Here is a 16,979-nt window from a genome sequence, read left to right as displayed (position 1 = left end):
TTTTATATATAAATCCTTATCATTGCCAAACCAAAAAACTTCTTTTGGCTTGTTTCTTTTATTTTTAATCATTTCGCTAAAAATATTTCTGCTATATTCACAGTCATAATTCAAAACGGCAGTGTCAACGTAATCAAGAATTTCTCCTTTTGCTCTTGCAATATTTTCCATTGAACCCAGCAAACCAATATGAGATTCTGCAATTCGAGTAATTATACCTATATCAGGCAATGCAATTGCTGACAGTTGGGAAATTTCCCCTTTTGCTCTCATAGCCATTTCAAAAATTCCAAATTTTTCATGTCTTTTAGCTTTAAATAAACTTAATGGCAAGCCAATTTCATTATTGAAATTCTCAAATGTTGATACTGGATGATATCTTTTAAGGATTGTTTTTAAAATTTCTTTGGTAGTTGTCTTGCCTATGCTGCCTGTAACTCCAATAACCTGATCTATTCTTTTTCTAAACTCTCTTGCAATATCGTGCATGGCAGACAAGGTATCTTTGACCTTTACAAAGGAAAAATCAGTTTCAAACACCAAGTCTCCCAAAACGTCAGACATCTCAGTTAAGCTTCGTTCCGAAATTATTCCAAAAGCACCTTTCTTGATTGCACTTTTAATAAAATCATGTCCATCGAACCTTTTACCTTTAAGAGCAATAAAGAGCTCTCTTCCTTTAATGTCTCTAGAATCTATCGAAATCCTCTCAAAAACAGTTGGTCCTACTCTTTCAATTTCACATGGCGTTGAAGAAATCACAAAATCCAAATCAACACAGTTATCAGAGTTATGGTCTTGATTGGTATTTAATTCGTTTAAACTTCGCTCTTCTTTCAAAATATTAAATTTCAAACCTCCTCTTCGTTAATTCCACAACCACATCTTTATCTGAAAAAGGATATTTTACACCATTTATCTCTTGATAGTCTTCATGACCTTTGCCTGCAATTATTATTGCATCATCATCTTTTGCAATTTCAATTGATCTCTTTATAGCATCCCTTCTATCAGGAACTATTTCAAAATCTGAATTCTTAATGCTTACAAACCCTTCTTTTATTTCATTAATTATCTTTAACGGGTCTTCATAGCGAGGATTATCAGAAGTAATTATTGTATAATTAGAAAGTTGAGCCGCTATCCTTCCCATAATAGGCCTCTTGCCTTTATCCCTATTGCCGCCTGCTCCAAAAACTAAAATTATTTTATTTTTAACCATATCTCTCAAAGATTGCAAAACTTTTTCCAAACCATCAGGCGTGTGTGCATAGTCAATCCATATCTTAAAGGGTTTCGTCTGTACACATTCTAATCGACCATATGGGACAATCATATCTGAAAATACATTTACTAATTTCTCCTTTTCTATTCCCATCGTCCTCAAAAAGGAATAGGCACCTAGCAGGTTAGACGCATTAAACTTACCATAAATAGGAGCAAAAATTTTTTGACCTTCAACTAAAATGTACATCCCTGTATCAAGAGGTTCAAACCTTCCAAAAAAATCAGCCTTATCATTTTCTATTGAAAAGGAAACCTTTTTAAAATCCTTTATATTTTCATATAATTTCATACCATAAATATCATCTAAATTAATAACAACAAAAGCATTTTCTTTTAGATAGGTGGATGTAAAGAGAGAACTCTTTGCAGCAAAATAGTCTTCAACTGATGGGTGAAAGTCCATATGATCTCTAGCCAAATTAGTAAACAAAGCAGCATCAAATTTTATACCATACAATCTTCCAAGTTTTAGAGCATGGGAGGATACCTCTAGAAATCCATATTTCATGTTTAACTGAACTGCTTGGCTTAAAAATTCACATATATCTTTTGACTCTGGTGTAGTGTTATTAGTTTTTCTAATAATTTTTCCTTTATGAACCCAACCCAATGTTCCTAAGGCAAAAGATTTATCTAACAACTTATTTGCAACGTGAGACAAGATCCATGTAACTGTGCTTTTCCCATTTGTTCCAGTTACTGATCCCAAAAAAAGTTTTTTAAACGGATAATCGTAAAATACAAGAGATATCTTTCTTAAGGCTTCTAGAGCAGAACTAACCTTAATAATATTTGCAAATTCTAAATCCTTTTCAACAACAGCTGCAACTGCACCATTTTTAAAAGCTTCTTCCACAAACTCATGCCCATCAACTTTGGTACCTTTGATTGCAAAAAAGAGATATCCACTTTTTACTTCTTTTGAATTATAACTAATACCATATACTTGACTATTAAAAAACTCTTTAGAATCATATTGTTTAGACTCTTTTAATGTAATATTTGATTTGTATAAAAGCTCTTTAACAGTCAAGCCAATCACTCCTCAAAAACTTTATTATTTTTCCTCCTTCAAAGATTCTTACAACAATCATCTACTCATCGACATAGTTGCAACAGCTATTTCTTTAAAAAGTGGAGCTGCAACTGAACCTCCCCAATGTATACCAACTGGATTATCAATTAAAACACCAATTACAAATTTAGGATTGTTAGCAGGAAAAAACCCCACAAAGGACGCAACATACTCACCAGGGATATACCCGCCAAGTTTTGATGGTTTTTGCGCCGTTCCTGTTTTTCCTGCTACTTCTACTCCATTTATTTTAGCATTTATTCCTGTCCCATTTTCCACAACACCCACAAGACACTCTCTTATAAAATCCGCATCACTCTTTTTAAAAAGTCTTACAGGAGAGACAACATCATCATCAATAATCTTCAGAGGCACAATTTCTCCTCCGTTAGCAATGGCAGAATAATAAGCAATAACATTTAAAAATGAAAGTGAAATACCCTGCCCAAAAGCTGTTGTTGCTTGCTCAACTTCTCCTTTATAACCGGGCAAATCAACATAACCCTTTAAAAAGTTTTCAGAAAAAAGGTATTTTTCATCGTCCATAAAATATTTCTTTAACAAATCAAAATATTCCTTATTTGGAGCTTTTAGAGCTAAAGAAGCAGCACCAATATTGCTAGAATATCTCAAAATATCCTTTATGGTAGATGGACCCGATAAACCTAGACCATCTTCAGCATCAAAAATTTTTCTATTCGCAACCTGTAAATATTTTCCGATATTTACTATTGTATCTTTAGATATTATATTATTATCCAATAATATGCTAAATATAATAGGCTTTAATATAGAACCGGGTTCATACAAAAAATCCCTTGCAAATATTCTATAATCTTCCTCGGGATAATCATAAAATTTTTCTGGGTCTATTCTCGGAGTTTGAGCAAGAGTTAGTATAGCACCAGTTTTAACATCAACAATTACTACTGTTCCTCTCGTCGCCTTGTACTTTTTTACACACGCATCAAGAAGTCTCTCCGTTAGACCTTGTAATTTAGAATCAATTGTCAGTTTTAATTTTATTGGCGAAGATTGCACTAGACTTTCTAATTTATCTATATTTACTATTCTCCCACTGGCATCAAATTCAATATTCTCTTCTTTAGAAACACTTCCTAGATAAGAATTATAAAATTTTTCAATACCCTCAAGTCCTTCGTTATCAATTCCTACAAAACCTAAAAGAGGTTCAGCTAAATCCTTGTAGGGGTAAACTCTTTTTTCTTCCTTTATAAGGCCAACTCCTTGGGTAGGAAATTCCTTTAGAATCTCTTTAACGCGTTTCTCTACCTCAAAGGGCATCTTTCTGTACACCCACGTAAACGGTGCATTTTTATCAAAAATCTTTTTAAGATTCTCAATCGGCATTCCTTTAACTTTTGAAAGCTCCTCATATAGTTTATTCCTAATTTCATCATTTTTAATAAGAGCCGGCTGTATATAAAGAGAATAAGATGGTATTGAAAAAGCTAGAACCACTCCTTCTTTATCAATAATTTCCCCTCTGGGTGTTGATACCTTTACTACTTCATTTCTTTGTTCCTGTGCATATAAAATTAATTTTTGCCTATCAATTGTAATAAAGTATAACTGTTTCGCAAGAGCAAAAAAAAATAAAAGAATCATTAATTTTTGTAGATAATCAATCCTTTTATTTATAAAGTCATTATGCGGCTGATCTAACGGCTTATTTGGATAAACTCTATCTCTGATGGCAGATTCATCCCTTTTTTCAAAGCAACCGATTGCATAACCTTTGCATTAAAGATGTCTGCTTCTTCCAAAGTTTTTTCAGTTTTTATAGTTTCTAATTTTTGAATTGTTGCTTTAATACTATCAACCTCGTTTGACATAGATATTATATCCGATCTTAAATAGAGGCCATATATCAGGGTTAAAATTATAAGTAAAGAAAACAAGATTATTAAGATATTATTCTTGATAACTAAAAAAAATTTCGTTAATTCAATACCCCTGATACCCTTGATGCTTTCAATTTCAGAAAAGCTCAAATCATAATCTCTCTTCATGCTGCCTCCCATACCCTCATTTTGGCACTCCTCGCCGATGGATTTTCTTTAATTTCTTCCTCTGAGGCTATAATAGGTTTTTTTGTTATCACTCTTCCCCTCCCTTCTTTTTCTAAATTTTTAAACGTCCATTTAACAATCCTGTCTTCCCCTGAGTGAAAAGAAATAACTATTATTCTTCCATTAGAATTTATGTATTTTGTAGCCTCTCTTAGAGCTGATTCTAGATGTTCAATCTCGTCATTAATCACAATTCTAATTGCCTGAAAAATTCTTGTTGCAGGATGTTTTCTCCCATATGGATATAGCTTTTTGACAAGGTCAACAAGATCACTAGTAGTTTCAAATAGTTTTTCGCGTCTTCTTTGAGAAATTAGCTTGGACAGCTTTCGTGATTTAGGTTCCTGGGCATATTTCTTAAATACATCCTCCATCTCTTCCTCACTTGCACTGTTAAGCCAATCTGCAGCAGTCAAATTATCTCTAGTATCCATGCGCATATCCAACTTTTCATCTTTCATAAAACTAAATCCCCTATTTGATTCCTTAATTTGCATAGTAGAAAGTCCAAGATCCAAAAAAAACAGATCAAACTTTTTATTTGGCAAAAGAAATATGTATTTACTAAAGTTTTCAAATCTCTCATTAACAATTGAAAAAGAATTTTTCTCAAAAGCCGATGATAACTTTTCATCAGCTAACTTTACTGCTTGGCTATCCCTATCGAATCCCAATAAAAAGCCACCAGGACGTATATGCTTCAAGAAATGAAAACTATGTCCACCACCTCCAACTGTACCATCAATTACCACTTTACCAGGATTTAAATTAGAATTTTTTAGAACTTCATCCAAAAGAACTGGAATATGAGTATATTTGGTATAGTTACTCATTTTCAATAAACCTTTTAACAGAATTTGAAATTTTCTTCTTTTGTTCCTCCCATTCTTCAGGATTCCATAGTTCAATTCTATCCATTGCACCGATAACAACAATTTCTTTTTGAATATTGCTATATTCCCTTAATTGTTGTGGCAACAAAAGTCTCCCAGATCGATCCAGCTCATCGTCATAGGCACCAGAGAATAGAAAACGTATAACATCTCTAAGTTTTATATCTGATTTTGATTTCTCTTTGAGATATTCTACATATTCTTCCCAATACTTAACGGGATAAAGATAGAGGCATTTTTCAAATCCTCGTGTCAGAATAACCCTTGAGGATATTTCATCCCTTAGCTTGAAAGGAATAGTAACCCTACCTTTAGAGTCCAAAGAATGTAAATATTCTCCACCTAACATAATTTTCTATCCCACTTTATCCCACTCATAAACACTATTCAACACTTAAATACACATAATGTCAATAATTGAATAAATATCAATTATATTTTCATAAAAAATTCAGTTTGTATAGCAATAAGTCTTTAATATCATTTTAGAAATATTAGGTTAAAATATGAGAAATTTAAAATTCTGGAGGTAAAATGCACAGAGTACTATTCAGTTTTGACGGTTTAAAAGTTTATTCGTGGGGATTTATGGTCGCCTTAGGCATCGTTATTGCAACAATTTTTATCTTAAAGGATGCAAAAAAGAAGAATATAGATCCAGATAATATCCTTAATATCGGTATGGTTAGTATACTTTGTTCTCTAATTGGAGCAAGGGTTTACTACGTCATAGAACACCATCAGGACTTTAAAACTAACCTGGTTAGTGTTTTCTACTTATGGGATGGTGGTCTAGTTTTTTATGGAGGGCTAGTAGGCTTTGCTATAGCATTTTATCTTCTAACAAAATATTACAAAATAGATTTCCTTTCTCTTACCGATCTAATAGCACCTTTCCTACCTCTTGCATACGCAATAGGCAGAATTGGATGCTTTCTTAATGGTTGCTGTTATGGAATTGTCGCAAACACCCCTATTTCAGTTGTTTTTGCCGATGCTCACGTACCAGGAAGAAGAATTCCTACTGAGTTGATAGACTCCTTTGTGAGTTTTTTATTTTTTATCTATCTTTACTCCCAAAGAGGGAAAGAAAGGTTTAAAGGGGATCTGACTACAAAATATCTAATAATGTATTCCATATCAAGATTTTTAATAGAATTTTTGCGCGATGAAGCAAGGATTTTCTTTGGCCTTACTCACTCTCAAGTTTTTAGCATAATATTATTTATATTTGCAATTATATTAAGAAACTATCTCAAAAGAAGATCCCTTCAGATCATTTAATAATTGATTCTGAAGGGATAAGTTTTCTTAAAAGTTTACGTCTAACTGGATGTAATATCTTTGGTCTTTATCGATTTGATCTGGATTAAAGGTATAGTAGTAGTTATTTGAAGAATCAGTGGAATAAGGCTTCTTGCCCTTGAAATAATCGTAGTTTAGAGTTAAAGTGGCATTATTTGCAACCGGGAGTGTATAGTATACGTTATAGTAGTCTTTGTATTCTGTAGTAACCATCGTATTTAAGTTAAAAGGATTAAACCACTTGTTGTTGCCAAACCAAAAATCACCTGTAATAGCGCCTACTGGAAGGGGAATAGTAGCTCCGACTCTATATGCGCCGCCGTTTACAGAATGAGTGCCTGTAAAACTCTGATTCGTTCCAAGAATTGGCATATCGGTAGACGTGCCATTATATCCTGCCCACATATCTATGTTATATACATTCCAACTGCCTATCAGAGCCCACCAGTTATATTTTCCATATATGCCATTTGGAGCATTATTAAAGTATGAAAATTTGCTTACGTTTCCATAATCAGCTTCAAGGCCAAAGGTATTAAATAATTTTGTACTAAGATTAAGTATGTATACGTCCTTATCTTTCAAACCGCTTGCTTCATCAGTTGAAGTAACAAGACCGCCATCAAACATCTTTACCCACGCAGCAGAGAGTGAAGTTGCCGGGAATATATTATTAAGATCAAATATTACAATAGCGCCTTCTGTGCCGGTATCCATAAACAGATTGTTGTAATAGGCACCGCTATCCATAGTAGGCAGTCTACCAAGAACAAAGGTTACAGGATATGGATTCAGAGTCCATGTAATGTAGGATCTTTCGACGTACAATGTATTGTTGTCATCGTTGTAACCGGTAAGAGATGCATACAAAGGATTATTATTTGAAGAGCCATCTGAATTAACTCCAGCATTCTTCTCCATAGTAAGCCTTGCATTAAATGATATATTGTCTGCTACTGGTGCTGAGACGTTAAGTCTTATTCGATACTGCATAAAGGTATTATCCTTTTGTTGAGACAAGCCTGGATCCTGACCTGTCAAAGCACTAGTAGTATCACCAACGATAAATCCATTGGTAGATGGGCCCTCTGTGTTTATAAATACATTTGTACCTGATAAAGGCATCGGATAAAATGTTCTTTTTTCGCTGCCAAATCTAAACCTTGCATCGCCTGTAAAGTTCACAGTGTCAAGAGCTGCCTTCTTCTCAAGTGCTGCAACCCTGACGTTTAGTGATGCAAGTTCTGACTTAAACTCTTCAGCTAACTTCATAAGTGTTGCGATGTCGTTAGCGTTTAACTGGATCTTTTGATCTTGTGCGTTTTGACCCTTTTCGTAGGTATCAAGCATTCTTGCAACTACCATTGCCATCTCATAACGGGTGGCAAGTCTGTCACCTCTAAAAGTTGAGTCTCCATAGCCAATGACCAATCCTTTTGCTGCCAAATCCTGCACTGCCTTGTATGCCCAGGAATTAGCTGGTACATCAGAAAATGGTCCTGCAAAAGCAAAAGAAACAGAAAAAACAGAAACAAAAAAAAAGCAAAAAATTACAAAGATTTTTTTCATAATGAAACCCTCCCAAGAATTTTTTGATAAAAGTAAAAGACCTATCACCTCCCTTAAAAACAAAAAAGTCACGAAGACATATAAAAAACATAAGTCTTCATGACTTAAAATCCTAAAGTAAAATTGGTGGGCCCTGAAGGATTCGAACCTACAACCAACGGATTATGAGTCCGCTGCTCTGCCATTGAGCTAAGGGCCCTTACTTTCGAGTGATATTATAACCTATTCGTAATTAATTAGTCAAATTTTTTTAATTGTTTCGCCAATTAAAGAAGAATTTTGAATTATAAAGGCTTTCTGTGAAAGAAGATCTGTAACAAAGCATATTTGAAATAGTAAGAAGTACTTGACAAGATTAACTTTGTTGCTATAATATTATTAGCACTTGTGGAAGACGAGTGCTAATAATAAAATTTATTAGGAGGTGTTAGTATGTTCAAACCTGTCAGGTCTTTACTAAGATCCTCTGATCCTTTTGAAAATTTGTTTGCTCTTCAAGAAAGAATCAATAAGGTTTTCAACGATCTATTGCCATCAACAGAGTTTGAAACTACATCCCGATGGATCCCGGCAATGGATGTTTATGAAAAAGAAGGAAATATAATAATTGAATTAGAAGCACCCGGAATCAAAGAAGAGGATTTGAAAATTAAAGTTGAAGATGGCATGTTAATTATTAATGGCGAGAGAAAGTTTGAAAAAGAAGATAAAAAGGAAAACTACTATAGAATTGAGAGGAGTTATGGCAGCTTTTCAAGGAGTTTCTCTCTGCCTGACAATATAGAAAAGGATAAAATCGAAGCAAAATACGAGAATGGTTTGCTCAAAATTACTATGCCTAAAAAGCCAGAATCTCAACCGAAGGAAATACCTGTAAACTTTGTAAAAGAGTCAAAGAAGTAAAAATAAACCTAGAAAGCACACATATAAACCCCCACTCATAGTGGGGGTTTTAATTTTATATAATTAACATAGCATCACCAAATGAATAAAACCTATAGTCATTTTCTATTGCGTAAGCATAAGCCTTTTTTATAAGATCAATCCCCCCAAATGCCATAGTAAGAGCCAAAAGGCTAGTTTTTGGAAAATGAAAATTAGTCATAAACATATCAGCAACTTTAAAATTATATCCTGGCAAAATTACAGTATCTATATACCCTCTGTAAGGCATCAAATTTGTAGATTCAACTGTTCTCATACTAGTGGTTCCTACAACCAAAACCTTATTTTTCATCTTCGCCTTTTTAATAGAATCACAAACCTCTTGTGAAATATCAACCCATTCAGGCTCCAACAATACTTCCCCTCTATTTGAAATTGATTTAAACGTACCAGGCCCTACATGAAGAGTTATAAATTTAATTAGCACTCCTTTCTCTTTCAATTCTTTTAATAAATTTTCAGTAAAGTGAAGCCCCGCTGTAGGGGCAGCGACTGATCCAGGTACATTTGCAAATTTCGTCTGGTATTTTTCTTCAAAATCTTTACAAAATCTTCTAACATATGGCGGTACTGGTAGGTTTCCAAATTTTTCAAGTAACAAATCAATTTCATTATAAAACTCAATAACTCTTCTACCATGTATATCTATATCTTTAACCTTTCCTATTTTCAAGTTGTCTACAAAAATTTCCTTGCCCACTTTCAATCTTTTTCCAGGTTTTACCATAAATAGACCTGTTTTCTCGTCAATCTTTTTAATCAACAACATTTCAACTTTTGCAAAGCTATCAGTTGTGCAGTAAAGCCTTGCTTTTATTACTTTTGTATTGTTTAAAATTATCAAATCTCCTTCTTCTAAAAATTTTGGCAAATCCCTTACTGTATAATCCTTTATACTCATTTTTCTTCTGTCAACAACAAGCAGTTTTGCGCTATCACGAGGTTCTATAGGCCTTTGTGCAATCCTTTCTTTTGGAAGAAAATAAGATAAATTATTCATCAACTCTTCATCAAGGATCAAATTCTATTACCTCCGCGTTTGGACTAACAATACAAATGCGTCAAAATTAGCTTTTTGCTTTATAAAAAGATAACTTCTAAAAAAATTCTAGTAGAATTAGAACTTGTTGCAAAAGGTTATATTAAACTTTCACCTTCTGAAAAAATAGAAAAAAAGATTCAATAAAATTGTTAAAATTAAGCTGACAATTAACATAGACAAAAAGGGAAAATAAACCCTAACGTGTGAGCCTCTGTATTCGAAGTCACCAGGAAGTTTACCGAAAAAAGGCAATTTATCAAACAATAATAAAAGCAACCCTGTAAAGATTAATAAAAACCCTATTCCAATAAAAATTTTAGCAAACTCATTCAATCCTATCACCCTTTGCCCTTTTTCTTAATAACATATTATATTCACTTATAATACATCCACAATAGTTTTGTCTATATATCCCGTTACTTTTAGAAAACTTGATTGAATCTTGATATAAAGATCTAAAATTATTAAACACATAGTCAATTTTATATTTATTTGAAATGCGCTCAAAACAGTTTCGAATGACATCAAGTGACTGATATGGGCTTATAGAGAGTGTAGTAGAAAAGGCGTCAAATCCAATTTCTTTTGCTAATTTAGCTGTTTTTTCCAAGCGCAAAAATATGCAATTGTAACACCTTTGTTCAGATGAGAAATTATGTATCCACTTCTCAACTTCCCAATCAATACTGTAGATCACATCAAAATCCAAAATCTTAGCTACCTCTTCCAAATTTACCCTTCTTTTCTCATATTCTGAAAAAGGTTGAATATTCGGATTATAATAAAAGCCTACAAAATCAAGTCCCTGTGCCTTAAACCATGGAACTACTCCACTTGCACAGGGACCACAGCAAATATGTAAAAGTATTTTCATCTATTGCGAGATTTTATTAAACTTTATCAAAAGCTCCTTCAACCTATCTAATTCGGGCTTGCTAAGTGGAACTAAAGGCAATCTTGGATTGCCCACCTTAAATCCTATTAGATTAGTAGCAGCCTTAACAGGTATTGGATTTGTGCTAGTAAACATTGCCTTAAAAATTGGGAAAAGTTTTAAGTGCATATCCTTTGCTTTGGTTATATTTCCGTTAACAAAGTCCATAATCATCTCTCTAATTTCTGGGCCAACAACGTGGCTTGCCACGCTAATTACACCATAACCTCCAACAGAGAGCATAGGGAGTGTCATAGAATCATCGCCACTATAAACTAAAAAGTTTTCTTTCACAGAAGATAGTATCTGAGATACCTGCTCTGTAGAACCCGTTGCGTCTTTTAAAGCTACAATATTATCTATCTCAGTAAGTCTTATAATTGTGTCTGGATTGATATTAATACTCGTTCGCCCCGGAATATTGTATAAAATGCAAGGTAGGGAAGTTGATTTTGCAATTGCCTTAAAATGCTGATACAGCCCTTCTTGAGGTGGTTTGTTGTAATATGGAGCTACAAGCAAAACACCATGCACTCCTACATTTTCAGCAATCTTTGTTGAGTTTATAGCCGTTTCAGTTGAGTTTGAACCAGTTCCAGCAATTATTGTCCCTTTGTCTTTTAACGAATCATAAACTGCTTTAAAAAGCTCAAATTCTTCCTGATGGGTTAAAGTAGGAGACTCACCAGTAGTACCTGCCAAAACCACACCGTCCGAACCATTTTCAAGCAAAAAGTTAGCAAGTCTAACTGCCTCGTCATAATTAACTCTCCCCTCATCGTCAAACGGCGTAACCATAGCAGTCAAAACTCTGCCAAAATTGACTTGCATGATAAAAACCTCCTTAAGATTAAAAAAAATTATTTTTTACTGATTAATGACTCAGCAATTTGAACAGCATTCAATGCTGCACCCTTTCTCAAATTATCAGATACAATCCAAAGATTCAAACCTGATTTTACAGAAAAATCTCTTCTAATTCTGCCAACAAAAGTTTCATCTTTATTTGAAGCAATTATCGGCATAGGATATATATTTTTCATAGGGTCATCGTATAGCACAACCCCCGGTGACTTGGACAAAAGTTCTTTAACTTCTTGTATGTCAAAATCCTTTTCAAGTTCGATATTAACGCTTTCGCTATGTGAATTTAAAACAGGCACTCTAACTGCTGTACAAGTAATAGCAAGATCGTTTATATGCATGATCTTTCTGCTTTCCTCAATCACTTTCATCTCTTCTTTTGTATAACCGTTTTCCTTGAAAACATCAATATGAGGGATACAGTTAAAAGCAATCTGATAGGGGAACTTCTCACATCTTATATCATTGCCATTTACTATAGCGTTAACTTGATTGTTTAAATCATCAATACCCTTCTTCCCAGCACCAGATACAGCCTGATAAGTTGAGACTACTACTCTTTTTAAACCATATCTTTTATGTAATGGCCATAGAACTAATACAAGTTGAGCAGTAGAACAATTTGGATTTGCAATTATACCCTTATTTTTAAATATATCATCCTCGTTTACTTCAGGTACTACAAGAGGTACATCAGGATCCATACGCCAAGCACTGCTATTATCAATTACAACACAACCTCTCTTGGCAGCTTCTGGAGCTAGCTCTTTTGAAAGATCTCCTCCTGCTGAAAAGAGAGCTATATTCACATCGTCAAATGATTCAGGTCTTGCAAGTTCAACAACAATTTCTTTACCTTTATATAAAATCCTCTTGCCAACAGATTTGGAAGAAGCCAAAGCTTTAACTTCATCTGCAGGAAAATTTCTTTCCTCAAGTATTGAAAGCATCTTAGAACCTACTACTCCAGTAGCGCCTACAACAGCAACCTTCAATGCCATCTTATCAAGAACCTCCCATAACTTTAATTAAAATTATACTTCAGGATCTCTCTGTGACCAAAAGTTTGCAAGCATTGAACCAGAAAGGTTATGCCAAACACTAAAAACGACAGAGGGAAGCGCAGCAATAGGAGTTAAGAATTTCATAGCTAACACAGTGCCTAAACCAGAGTTTTGCATTCCTACTTCAAATGATATCGCCCTTGCTTGTTTCTCTGTCATACCAAAAAGATATTTTGAAAATAAATATGCAAACAAATAACCCAAGCAATTATGCATAATCACAGCAATAATTACAGGAATTGCCACCAAAAGCAATTTATCTCTTGTGACAGCAACAACTGCACTAATAATTAGAACAATAGCAAATACAGAAACTGAAGGCAAAAAGTACGAAACTGCCTTGGTCCTTTCAGCTCCAAACAAAACTCTTATCAAAAAACCGAGCACGATCGGAATCAAAATAATTTTTAGAATATCAACAAACATAGCATTTGGATCTATAGGAATCCAGGTACCAGCAAGCCAATAATACAGGTAAGGAGTTATGAAAGGAGAAAGAAGCGTAGTAATGGAAGAAACAGTTACAGAAAGCAGTACATCACCCTTTGCAATTAATGTCATAACGTTAGAGGCAGTACCTGATGGAACACAGCCAACCAGGACTACACCTGCAGCTAGTTGGTAAGGCAGCTGAAGCAATAAAACGATTCCAAAACCTAATAAAGGCATTATAATAAACTGTAAAAGGACACCAATAATAACGTTTTTCGGTTGTTTAAAAATCTGCTTGAAGTCGTCTGGACTAAGCGTCATTCCCATACCAAACATTATAATACCTAATAGAATTGAAATATACGGTACTAGCCACTTAAAAAAATTAGGATTATAAAATGCTAAAATCGCAAAAACTATAACCCACAAAGTAAAAAAACCTGTTACCCATTTTGTAAATCGATCAGCAACGCTCACTACTTAACCCCCTTTTGTTAATAAAAGATAATAGTAAATTAACAAAGTATAACATAAATAAGTTTTTATCTTAATATAATTAATTTCCCAGCTTTATTAACTTTATATGTAATTCCTCGCCATTGAAGTTCGTTTTGAAAAACTCCTTGAAAATAAGCAAGAAGCATAACAAAGAAGTAAATAGGCAAAAAGAAAACTCTTAAGATCGTTTGATTATCTTCTCTAAAATCAAACTTAAGAATTAAAGCGGAACCTAAAATAGTAATAAAGATGGAAGCAAAGGTCCAAACAAGGTTTGCCTCATAATTAGGATCAAGAAAGTTTAAAGCTAAAACTATATATGGAACCAAAAAAGCAAAATATATAACTCCTGAAGAAATCCAAAGAGGTTTGTCCCATAACTTTAAAATTAAGTACCGTCTTTTCCAATATTCTAAAAAAGAGGAGAATGAAGCATCTTCAGGAGAATATAAAAAGGCTTCAGGAACAAATGAAACTCTTAAATTAGCTCTACTAATAGCGCATGTGAGGTCTCTATCCTCACAAACACTTCCTTCCCAGATTTTAATACCACCAATTTTTTCAAAATCTTTTCTTTTTATGGCAAATGCACCTCCCCAAACACCCCTATTAAACGGGTTTAAAGCGTGCACTATACCAAGATTAACCAAAATAGCTCTACCAAAGCCAAAAAAGGTTTTATTAGGAGGAAAATATTTTGGATAGCCAGTAGTAATTGAAATTTTTTCAGAACGAAGCGGAGCGATTAACTTTGTAACAAAATCAGGAGATGGACTACCATCAGAATCAAGAACAACGAGGACATCGTATTCCTTACACCTTTGAATTGCTCTAATAATATTGTGCACCTTTTGACTGCAGCTTTTTGAAATACCAGAAACAATAACGTTTAACTTATCTGGATAATCCTTTTCTAAAGCTTTTAAAATCGAATAGGCTTCGTCCTTCTTTGAATCCACAACAAAGTAAATCAAAATGTTTTTATAATCTTGATTCAATATAGAAAGAGCATTTGCTCTAGTATTTTGTTCTAAACCTTTAAAAGGAGTTATTAGCAATACCTTTGGATTAAAGTTGAAATCGACAAGTTCTTTTTTTCTTAACTTAAAAAATAAATATACAAAATACCAACAAATAAAAAGCGTCAAAACAATAAAATAAAAGAGCAAATTTTACCTCACTAAAAATAATTTTTAAAATTTTTACTAAACATAATCTAAGAAAATATTATATATCTTTTCTTCAGATCTTTAAAGTTTATAACAAATTTTATTATTCCATAATCAAATTAAAGATGAATTAAACGCACCAAATTAACATTAGAATTTTTTATTTTAATTATAAAGAATTAAAATATTTCATTAATATCCTTAACTATATTTTTTTAAAACCTATGATATTATAATAATAGTTTTTATGGAGGAAGGGGTGTAAACTATGTCAGAAAAAAGCGGTTTATGGTTCTTAGAGATTAACAAAAGTCAGTGGTATGCCCTTTTTGCTGGATTTATGGGATGGGGACTAGACGCATTTGATGTAATGCTTTATGCTTTTGCACTTACAAGCATCATGAAGGAGTGGTCCATAAACACTGCAATATTAGGACTTTTGGCCTCACTGACTCTTCTTTCTTCAGCCGCAGGCGGAATAATATGGGGAATTGTCGCCGACAAGATCGGCAGGAAAAAGGCTTTGATGTCAACTGTATTAATATTTTCAATCTGTTCTGGTTTAAGCGGTCTCTCTCAAGACATCTGGCAGCTTGCAATAGCAAGAACTCTTCTTGGACTTGGAATGGGTGGCGAATGGGCTACCGGTGCTTTACTTGTAAGTGAGTCATGGCCGAGCAAACACAGAGGAAAAGCAATAGGCATTATGCAAAGCGGTTGGGCAATAGGTTACTTTTTAGCTGCATTAGTCGCCTCTTACGTTATTCCAGCATATGGATGGAGAGTGCTCTTCTTTATAGGCATACTCCCAGCTCTATTTATATTTTATGTGACAAAATTTGTAGATGAACCAAAGATATGGATTGAAAAAACTGATAAGAACAGAGCTTTTCTGTCTTCATTTATAGAAATCTTTAAACCGTACCTTTTCAGATTTACAATAGTTACTACACTAATTAGCTCAGCAGTTATGTTTGCATATTGGGGGTTATTTGTCTGGCTACCCGGATTCCTAAGTTCTCCAGTAGAAAAAGGTGGAGCTGGTCTTAGCATAGTAAAGAGTTCGAACTTTATGATGCCAACTATGCTGGGCGCCTTTTTAGGATACGTTAGTTTTGGTTTTATAGCAGATAGATTGGGAAGAAGACCTACATTTTCATTTTACCTTATAATATCAGCAGTTTTAGTTTACATCTATGGGCATACAAGAGATGCTAATACGTTAATGCTTTTAGGCCCTTTCTTAGGGTTCTTTGGATCAGGGTATTTTAGCGGCTTTGGAGCATTCATATCAGAGCTCTTCCCCACAAAAGCAAGGGGTGCGGGAGTAGGTTTCACCTATAATACAGGAAGAGCACTAAGCGCATTTGCTCCTACAGTAGTTGGTTACTTTGCTATTAGCTATGGCCTTGGAGCCTCTCTAACAATTACGTCTCTCTTTTTCCTTCTAGGTGCTATCTTGATATTCTTTCTCCCTGAAACAAAGGGCAAAGAATTACAGTAATCTATTTGGGTGCAAGGGCGTCTTGCACCCCTAATTCTTAATCTTAACTTCAATTAAATAGGTTAGCCTTATTTTTGTTCAGCATGTCTTCCTCAAAACAAATTCCCTTCAAATTACATATTCAGTTAATTAACAACCTAAAAATTTTTTAAGATTAAACAAATTAACAATTTATAAAATTGAAAAAATTTAGAATTGTCTAATAAATTAGTAAATTTAATTTATTAAAAAATAAGTATTTTTTATTGTAAAATGATTATAAAATAAAAAGCTAGAAAAAATAGTTTTTATATATAAATTTATAT

At 33.6% G+C, this 16,979-nt stretch carries 17 protein-coding genes and 1 tRNA gene; 3 read left to right on the top strand and 15 right to left on the bottom strand.

The window, feature by feature from the left end; all coding sequences use genetic code 11:
* The 6 genes from ACWIUX_RS02475 to mraZ form a co-directional block, all read right to left on the bottom strand.
* Positions 1-855: UDP-N-acetylmuramoyl-tripeptide--D-alanyl-D-alanine ligase (locus tag ACWIUX_RS02475; protein WP_448589143.1), on the bottom strand; the 855-nt coding region annotated here is incomplete at its 3' end.
* Positions 845-2,320, bottom strand: coding sequence for a UDP-N-acetylmuramoyl-L-alanyl-D-glutamate--2,6-diaminopimelate ligase (locus ACWIUX_RS02470; protein ID WP_448589142.1), 1,476 nt, complete (start codon positions 2,318-2,320; stop codon positions 845-847). The genes ACWIUX_RS02475 and ACWIUX_RS02470, both read right to left, overlap by 11 nt.
* Before the next feature lie 57 nt (positions 2,321-2,377).
* On the bottom strand, positions 2,378-3,991 hold the full coding sequence (locus ACWIUX_RS02465; RefSeq protein ID WP_448589141.1) for a peptidoglycan D,D-transpeptidase FtsI family protein: 1,614 nt from the start codon (positions 3,989-3,991) through the stop codon (positions 2,378-2,380).
* 53 nt (positions 3,992-4,044) lie between these two features.
* Positions 4,045-4,395, bottom strand: coding sequence for a hypothetical protein (locus tag ACWIUX_RS02460; protein WP_448589140.1), 351 nt, complete (start codon positions 4,393-4,395; stop codon positions 4,045-4,047).
* The gene (rsmH, locus tag ACWIUX_RS02455) at positions 4,392-5,288 is read right to left on the bottom strand and encodes a 16S rRNA (cytosine(1402)-N(4))-methyltransferase RsmH (RefSeq protein ID WP_448589139.1); all 897 of its coding nucleotides are present in this window, start codon (positions 5,286-5,288) and stop codon (positions 4,392-4,394) included. The genes ACWIUX_RS02460 and rsmH overlap by 4 nt, the downstream gene beginning before the upstream one ends.
* On the bottom strand, positions 5,281-5,697 hold the full coding sequence (gene mraZ, locus ACWIUX_RS02450; RefSeq protein ID WP_448589138.1) for a division/cell wall cluster transcriptional repressor MraZ: 417 nt from the start codon (positions 5,695-5,697) through the stop codon (positions 5,281-5,283). The genes rsmH and mraZ overlap by 8 nt, the downstream gene beginning before the upstream one ends.
* Positions 5,698-5,882: 185 nt before the next feature.
* On the opposite strand from mraZ, the gene lgt reads away from it, so the two are divergent.
* A complete protein-coding gene (lgt, locus tag ACWIUX_RS02445) occupies positions 5,883-6,632 on the top strand; it encodes a prolipoprotein diacylglyceryl transferase (RefSeq protein ID WP_448589137.1) in 750 nt (249 codons plus the stop codon).
* A gap of 27 nt (positions 6,633-6,659) precedes the next feature.
* Here lgt and ACWIUX_RS02440 read toward each other — a convergent pair whose 3' ends face one another.
* Together ACWIUX_RS02440 and ACWIUX_RS02435 are read right to left on the bottom strand one after the other, a co-directional pair.
* On the bottom strand, positions 6,660-8,222 hold the full coding sequence (locus ACWIUX_RS02440; RefSeq protein WP_448589136.1) for a putative porin: 1,563 nt from the start codon (positions 8,220-8,222) through the stop codon (positions 6,660-6,662).
* A gap of 124 nt (positions 8,223-8,346) precedes the next feature.
* A tRNA-Ile gene (locus ACWIUX_RS02435) sits at positions 8,347-8,421 on the bottom strand.
* A 233-nt stretch (positions 8,422-8,654) separates the two neighbouring features.
* Between ACWIUX_RS02435 and ACWIUX_RS02430 the strand changes: the two genes are divergently transcribed.
* A complete protein-coding gene (locus ACWIUX_RS02430) occupies positions 8,655-9,125 on the top strand; it encodes an Hsp20/alpha crystallin family protein (protein ID WP_448589135.1) in 471 nt (156 codons plus the stop codon).
* A gap of 55 nt (positions 9,126-9,180) precedes the next feature.
* Here the strand turns inward: ACWIUX_RS02430 and queA are convergent, their stop codons facing one another.
* From queA to ACWIUX_RS02395, 7 genes are all read right to left on the bottom strand, one after another.
* On the bottom strand, positions 9,181-10,188 hold the full coding sequence (gene queA, locus ACWIUX_RS02425; protein WP_448589134.1) for a tRNA preQ1(34) S-adenosylmethionine ribosyltransferase-isomerase QueA: 1,008 nt from the start codon (positions 10,186-10,188) through the stop codon (positions 9,181-9,183).
* Between the two features lie 129 nt (positions 10,189-10,317).
* Positions 10,318-10,551, bottom strand: a complete 234-nt coding sequence (locus tag ACWIUX_RS02420) for a DUF2905 domain-containing protein (protein WP_448589133.1) — start codon at positions 10,549-10,551, stop codon at positions 10,318-10,320.
* Positions 10,535-11,083, bottom strand: a complete 549-nt coding sequence (locus tag ACWIUX_RS02415; protein ID WP_448589132.1) for an epoxyqueuosine reductase QueH — start codon at positions 11,081-11,083, stop codon at positions 10,535-10,537. Before ACWIUX_RS02415 ends, ACWIUX_RS02420 begins: the two co-directional genes overlap by 17 nt.
* The gene (gene dapA / locus ACWIUX_RS02410; protein ID WP_448589131.1) at positions 11,084-11,974 is read right to left on the bottom strand and encodes a 4-hydroxy-tetrahydrodipicolinate synthase; all 891 of its coding nucleotides are present in this window, start codon (positions 11,972-11,974) and stop codon (positions 11,084-11,086) included.
* A 29-nt stretch (positions 11,975-12,003) separates the two neighbouring features.
* On the bottom strand, positions 12,004-13,008 hold the full coding sequence (locus ACWIUX_RS02405) for an aspartate-semialdehyde dehydrogenase (RefSeq protein WP_448589130.1): 1,005 nt from the start codon (positions 13,006-13,008) through the stop codon (positions 12,004-12,006).
* A gap of 33 nt (positions 13,009-13,041) precedes the next feature.
* Positions 13,042-13,980, bottom strand: a complete 939-nt coding sequence (locus tag ACWIUX_RS02400; RefSeq protein WP_448589129.1) for a bile acid:sodium symporter family protein — start codon at positions 13,978-13,980, stop codon at positions 13,042-13,044.
* A gap of 65 nt (positions 13,981-14,045) precedes the next feature.
* The gene (locus ACWIUX_RS02395; RefSeq protein ID WP_448589128.1) at positions 14,046-15,170 is read right to left on the bottom strand and encodes a glycosyltransferase; all 1,125 of its coding nucleotides are present in this window, start codon (positions 15,168-15,170) and stop codon (positions 14,046-14,048) included.
* 268 nt (positions 15,171-15,438) lie between these two features.
* Here ACWIUX_RS02395 and ACWIUX_RS02390 point away from each other — a divergent pair, with 268 nt between their 5' ends.
* Positions 15,439-16,674, top strand: coding sequence for an MFS transporter (locus tag ACWIUX_RS02390; protein WP_448589127.1), 1,236 nt, complete (start codon positions 15,439-15,441; stop codon positions 16,672-16,674).
* Positions 16,675-16,979: the final 305 nt, after the last annotated feature.

Source organism: Thermodesulfobium sp., assembly GCF_053498235.1.
The sequence above is the reverse complement of the archived record's forward strand: the minus strand, read 5'-3'. Positions and strand labels throughout refer to the sequence as shown.

Bases quoted from the DNA above. Each gene is read 5' to 3' on its own strand.
- ACWIUX_RS02465 (WP_448589141.1), bottom strand. From the start codon at position 3,991: ATGATTCTTTTATTTTTTTTTGCTCTTGCGAAACAGTTATACTTTATT.
- ACWIUX_RS02460 (WP_448589140.1), bottom strand. From the start codon at position 4,395: ATGAAGAGAGATTATGATTTGAGCTTTTCTGAAATTGAAAGCATCAAG.
- rsmH (WP_448589139.1), bottom strand. From the start codon at position 5,288: ATGAGTAACTATACCAAATATACTCATATTCCAGTTCTTTTGGATGAA.
- mraZ (WP_448589138.1), bottom strand. From the start codon at position 5,697: ATGTTAGGTGGAGAATATTTACATTCTTTGGACTCTAAAGGTAGGGTT.
- lgt (WP_448589137.1), top strand. From the start codon at position 5,883: ATGCACAGAGTACTATTCAGTTTTGACGGTTTAAAAGTTTATTCGTGG.
- ACWIUX_RS02440 (WP_448589136.1), bottom strand. From the start codon at position 8,222: ATGAAAAAAATCTTTGTAATTTTTTGCTTTTTTTTTGTTTCTGTTTTT.
- ACWIUX_RS02430 (WP_448589135.1), top strand. From the start codon at position 8,655: ATGTTCAAACCTGTCAGGTCTTTACTAAGATCCTCTGATCCTTTTGAA.
- ACWIUX_RS02415 (WP_448589132.1), bottom strand. From the start codon at position 11,083: ATGAAAATACTTTTACATATTTGCTGTGGTCCCTGTGCAAGTGGAGTA.
- dapA (WP_448589131.1), bottom strand. From the start codon at position 11,974: ATGCAAGTCAATTTTGGCAGAGTTTTGACTGCTATGGTTACGCCGTTT.
- ACWIUX_RS02405 (WP_448589130.1), bottom strand. From the start codon at position 13,008: ATGGCATTGAAGGTTGCTGTTGTAGGCGCTACTGGAGTAGTAGGTTCT.
- ACWIUX_RS02390 (WP_448589127.1), top strand. From the start codon at position 15,439: ATGTCAGAAAAAAGCGGTTTATGGTTCTTAGAGATTAACAAAAGTCAG.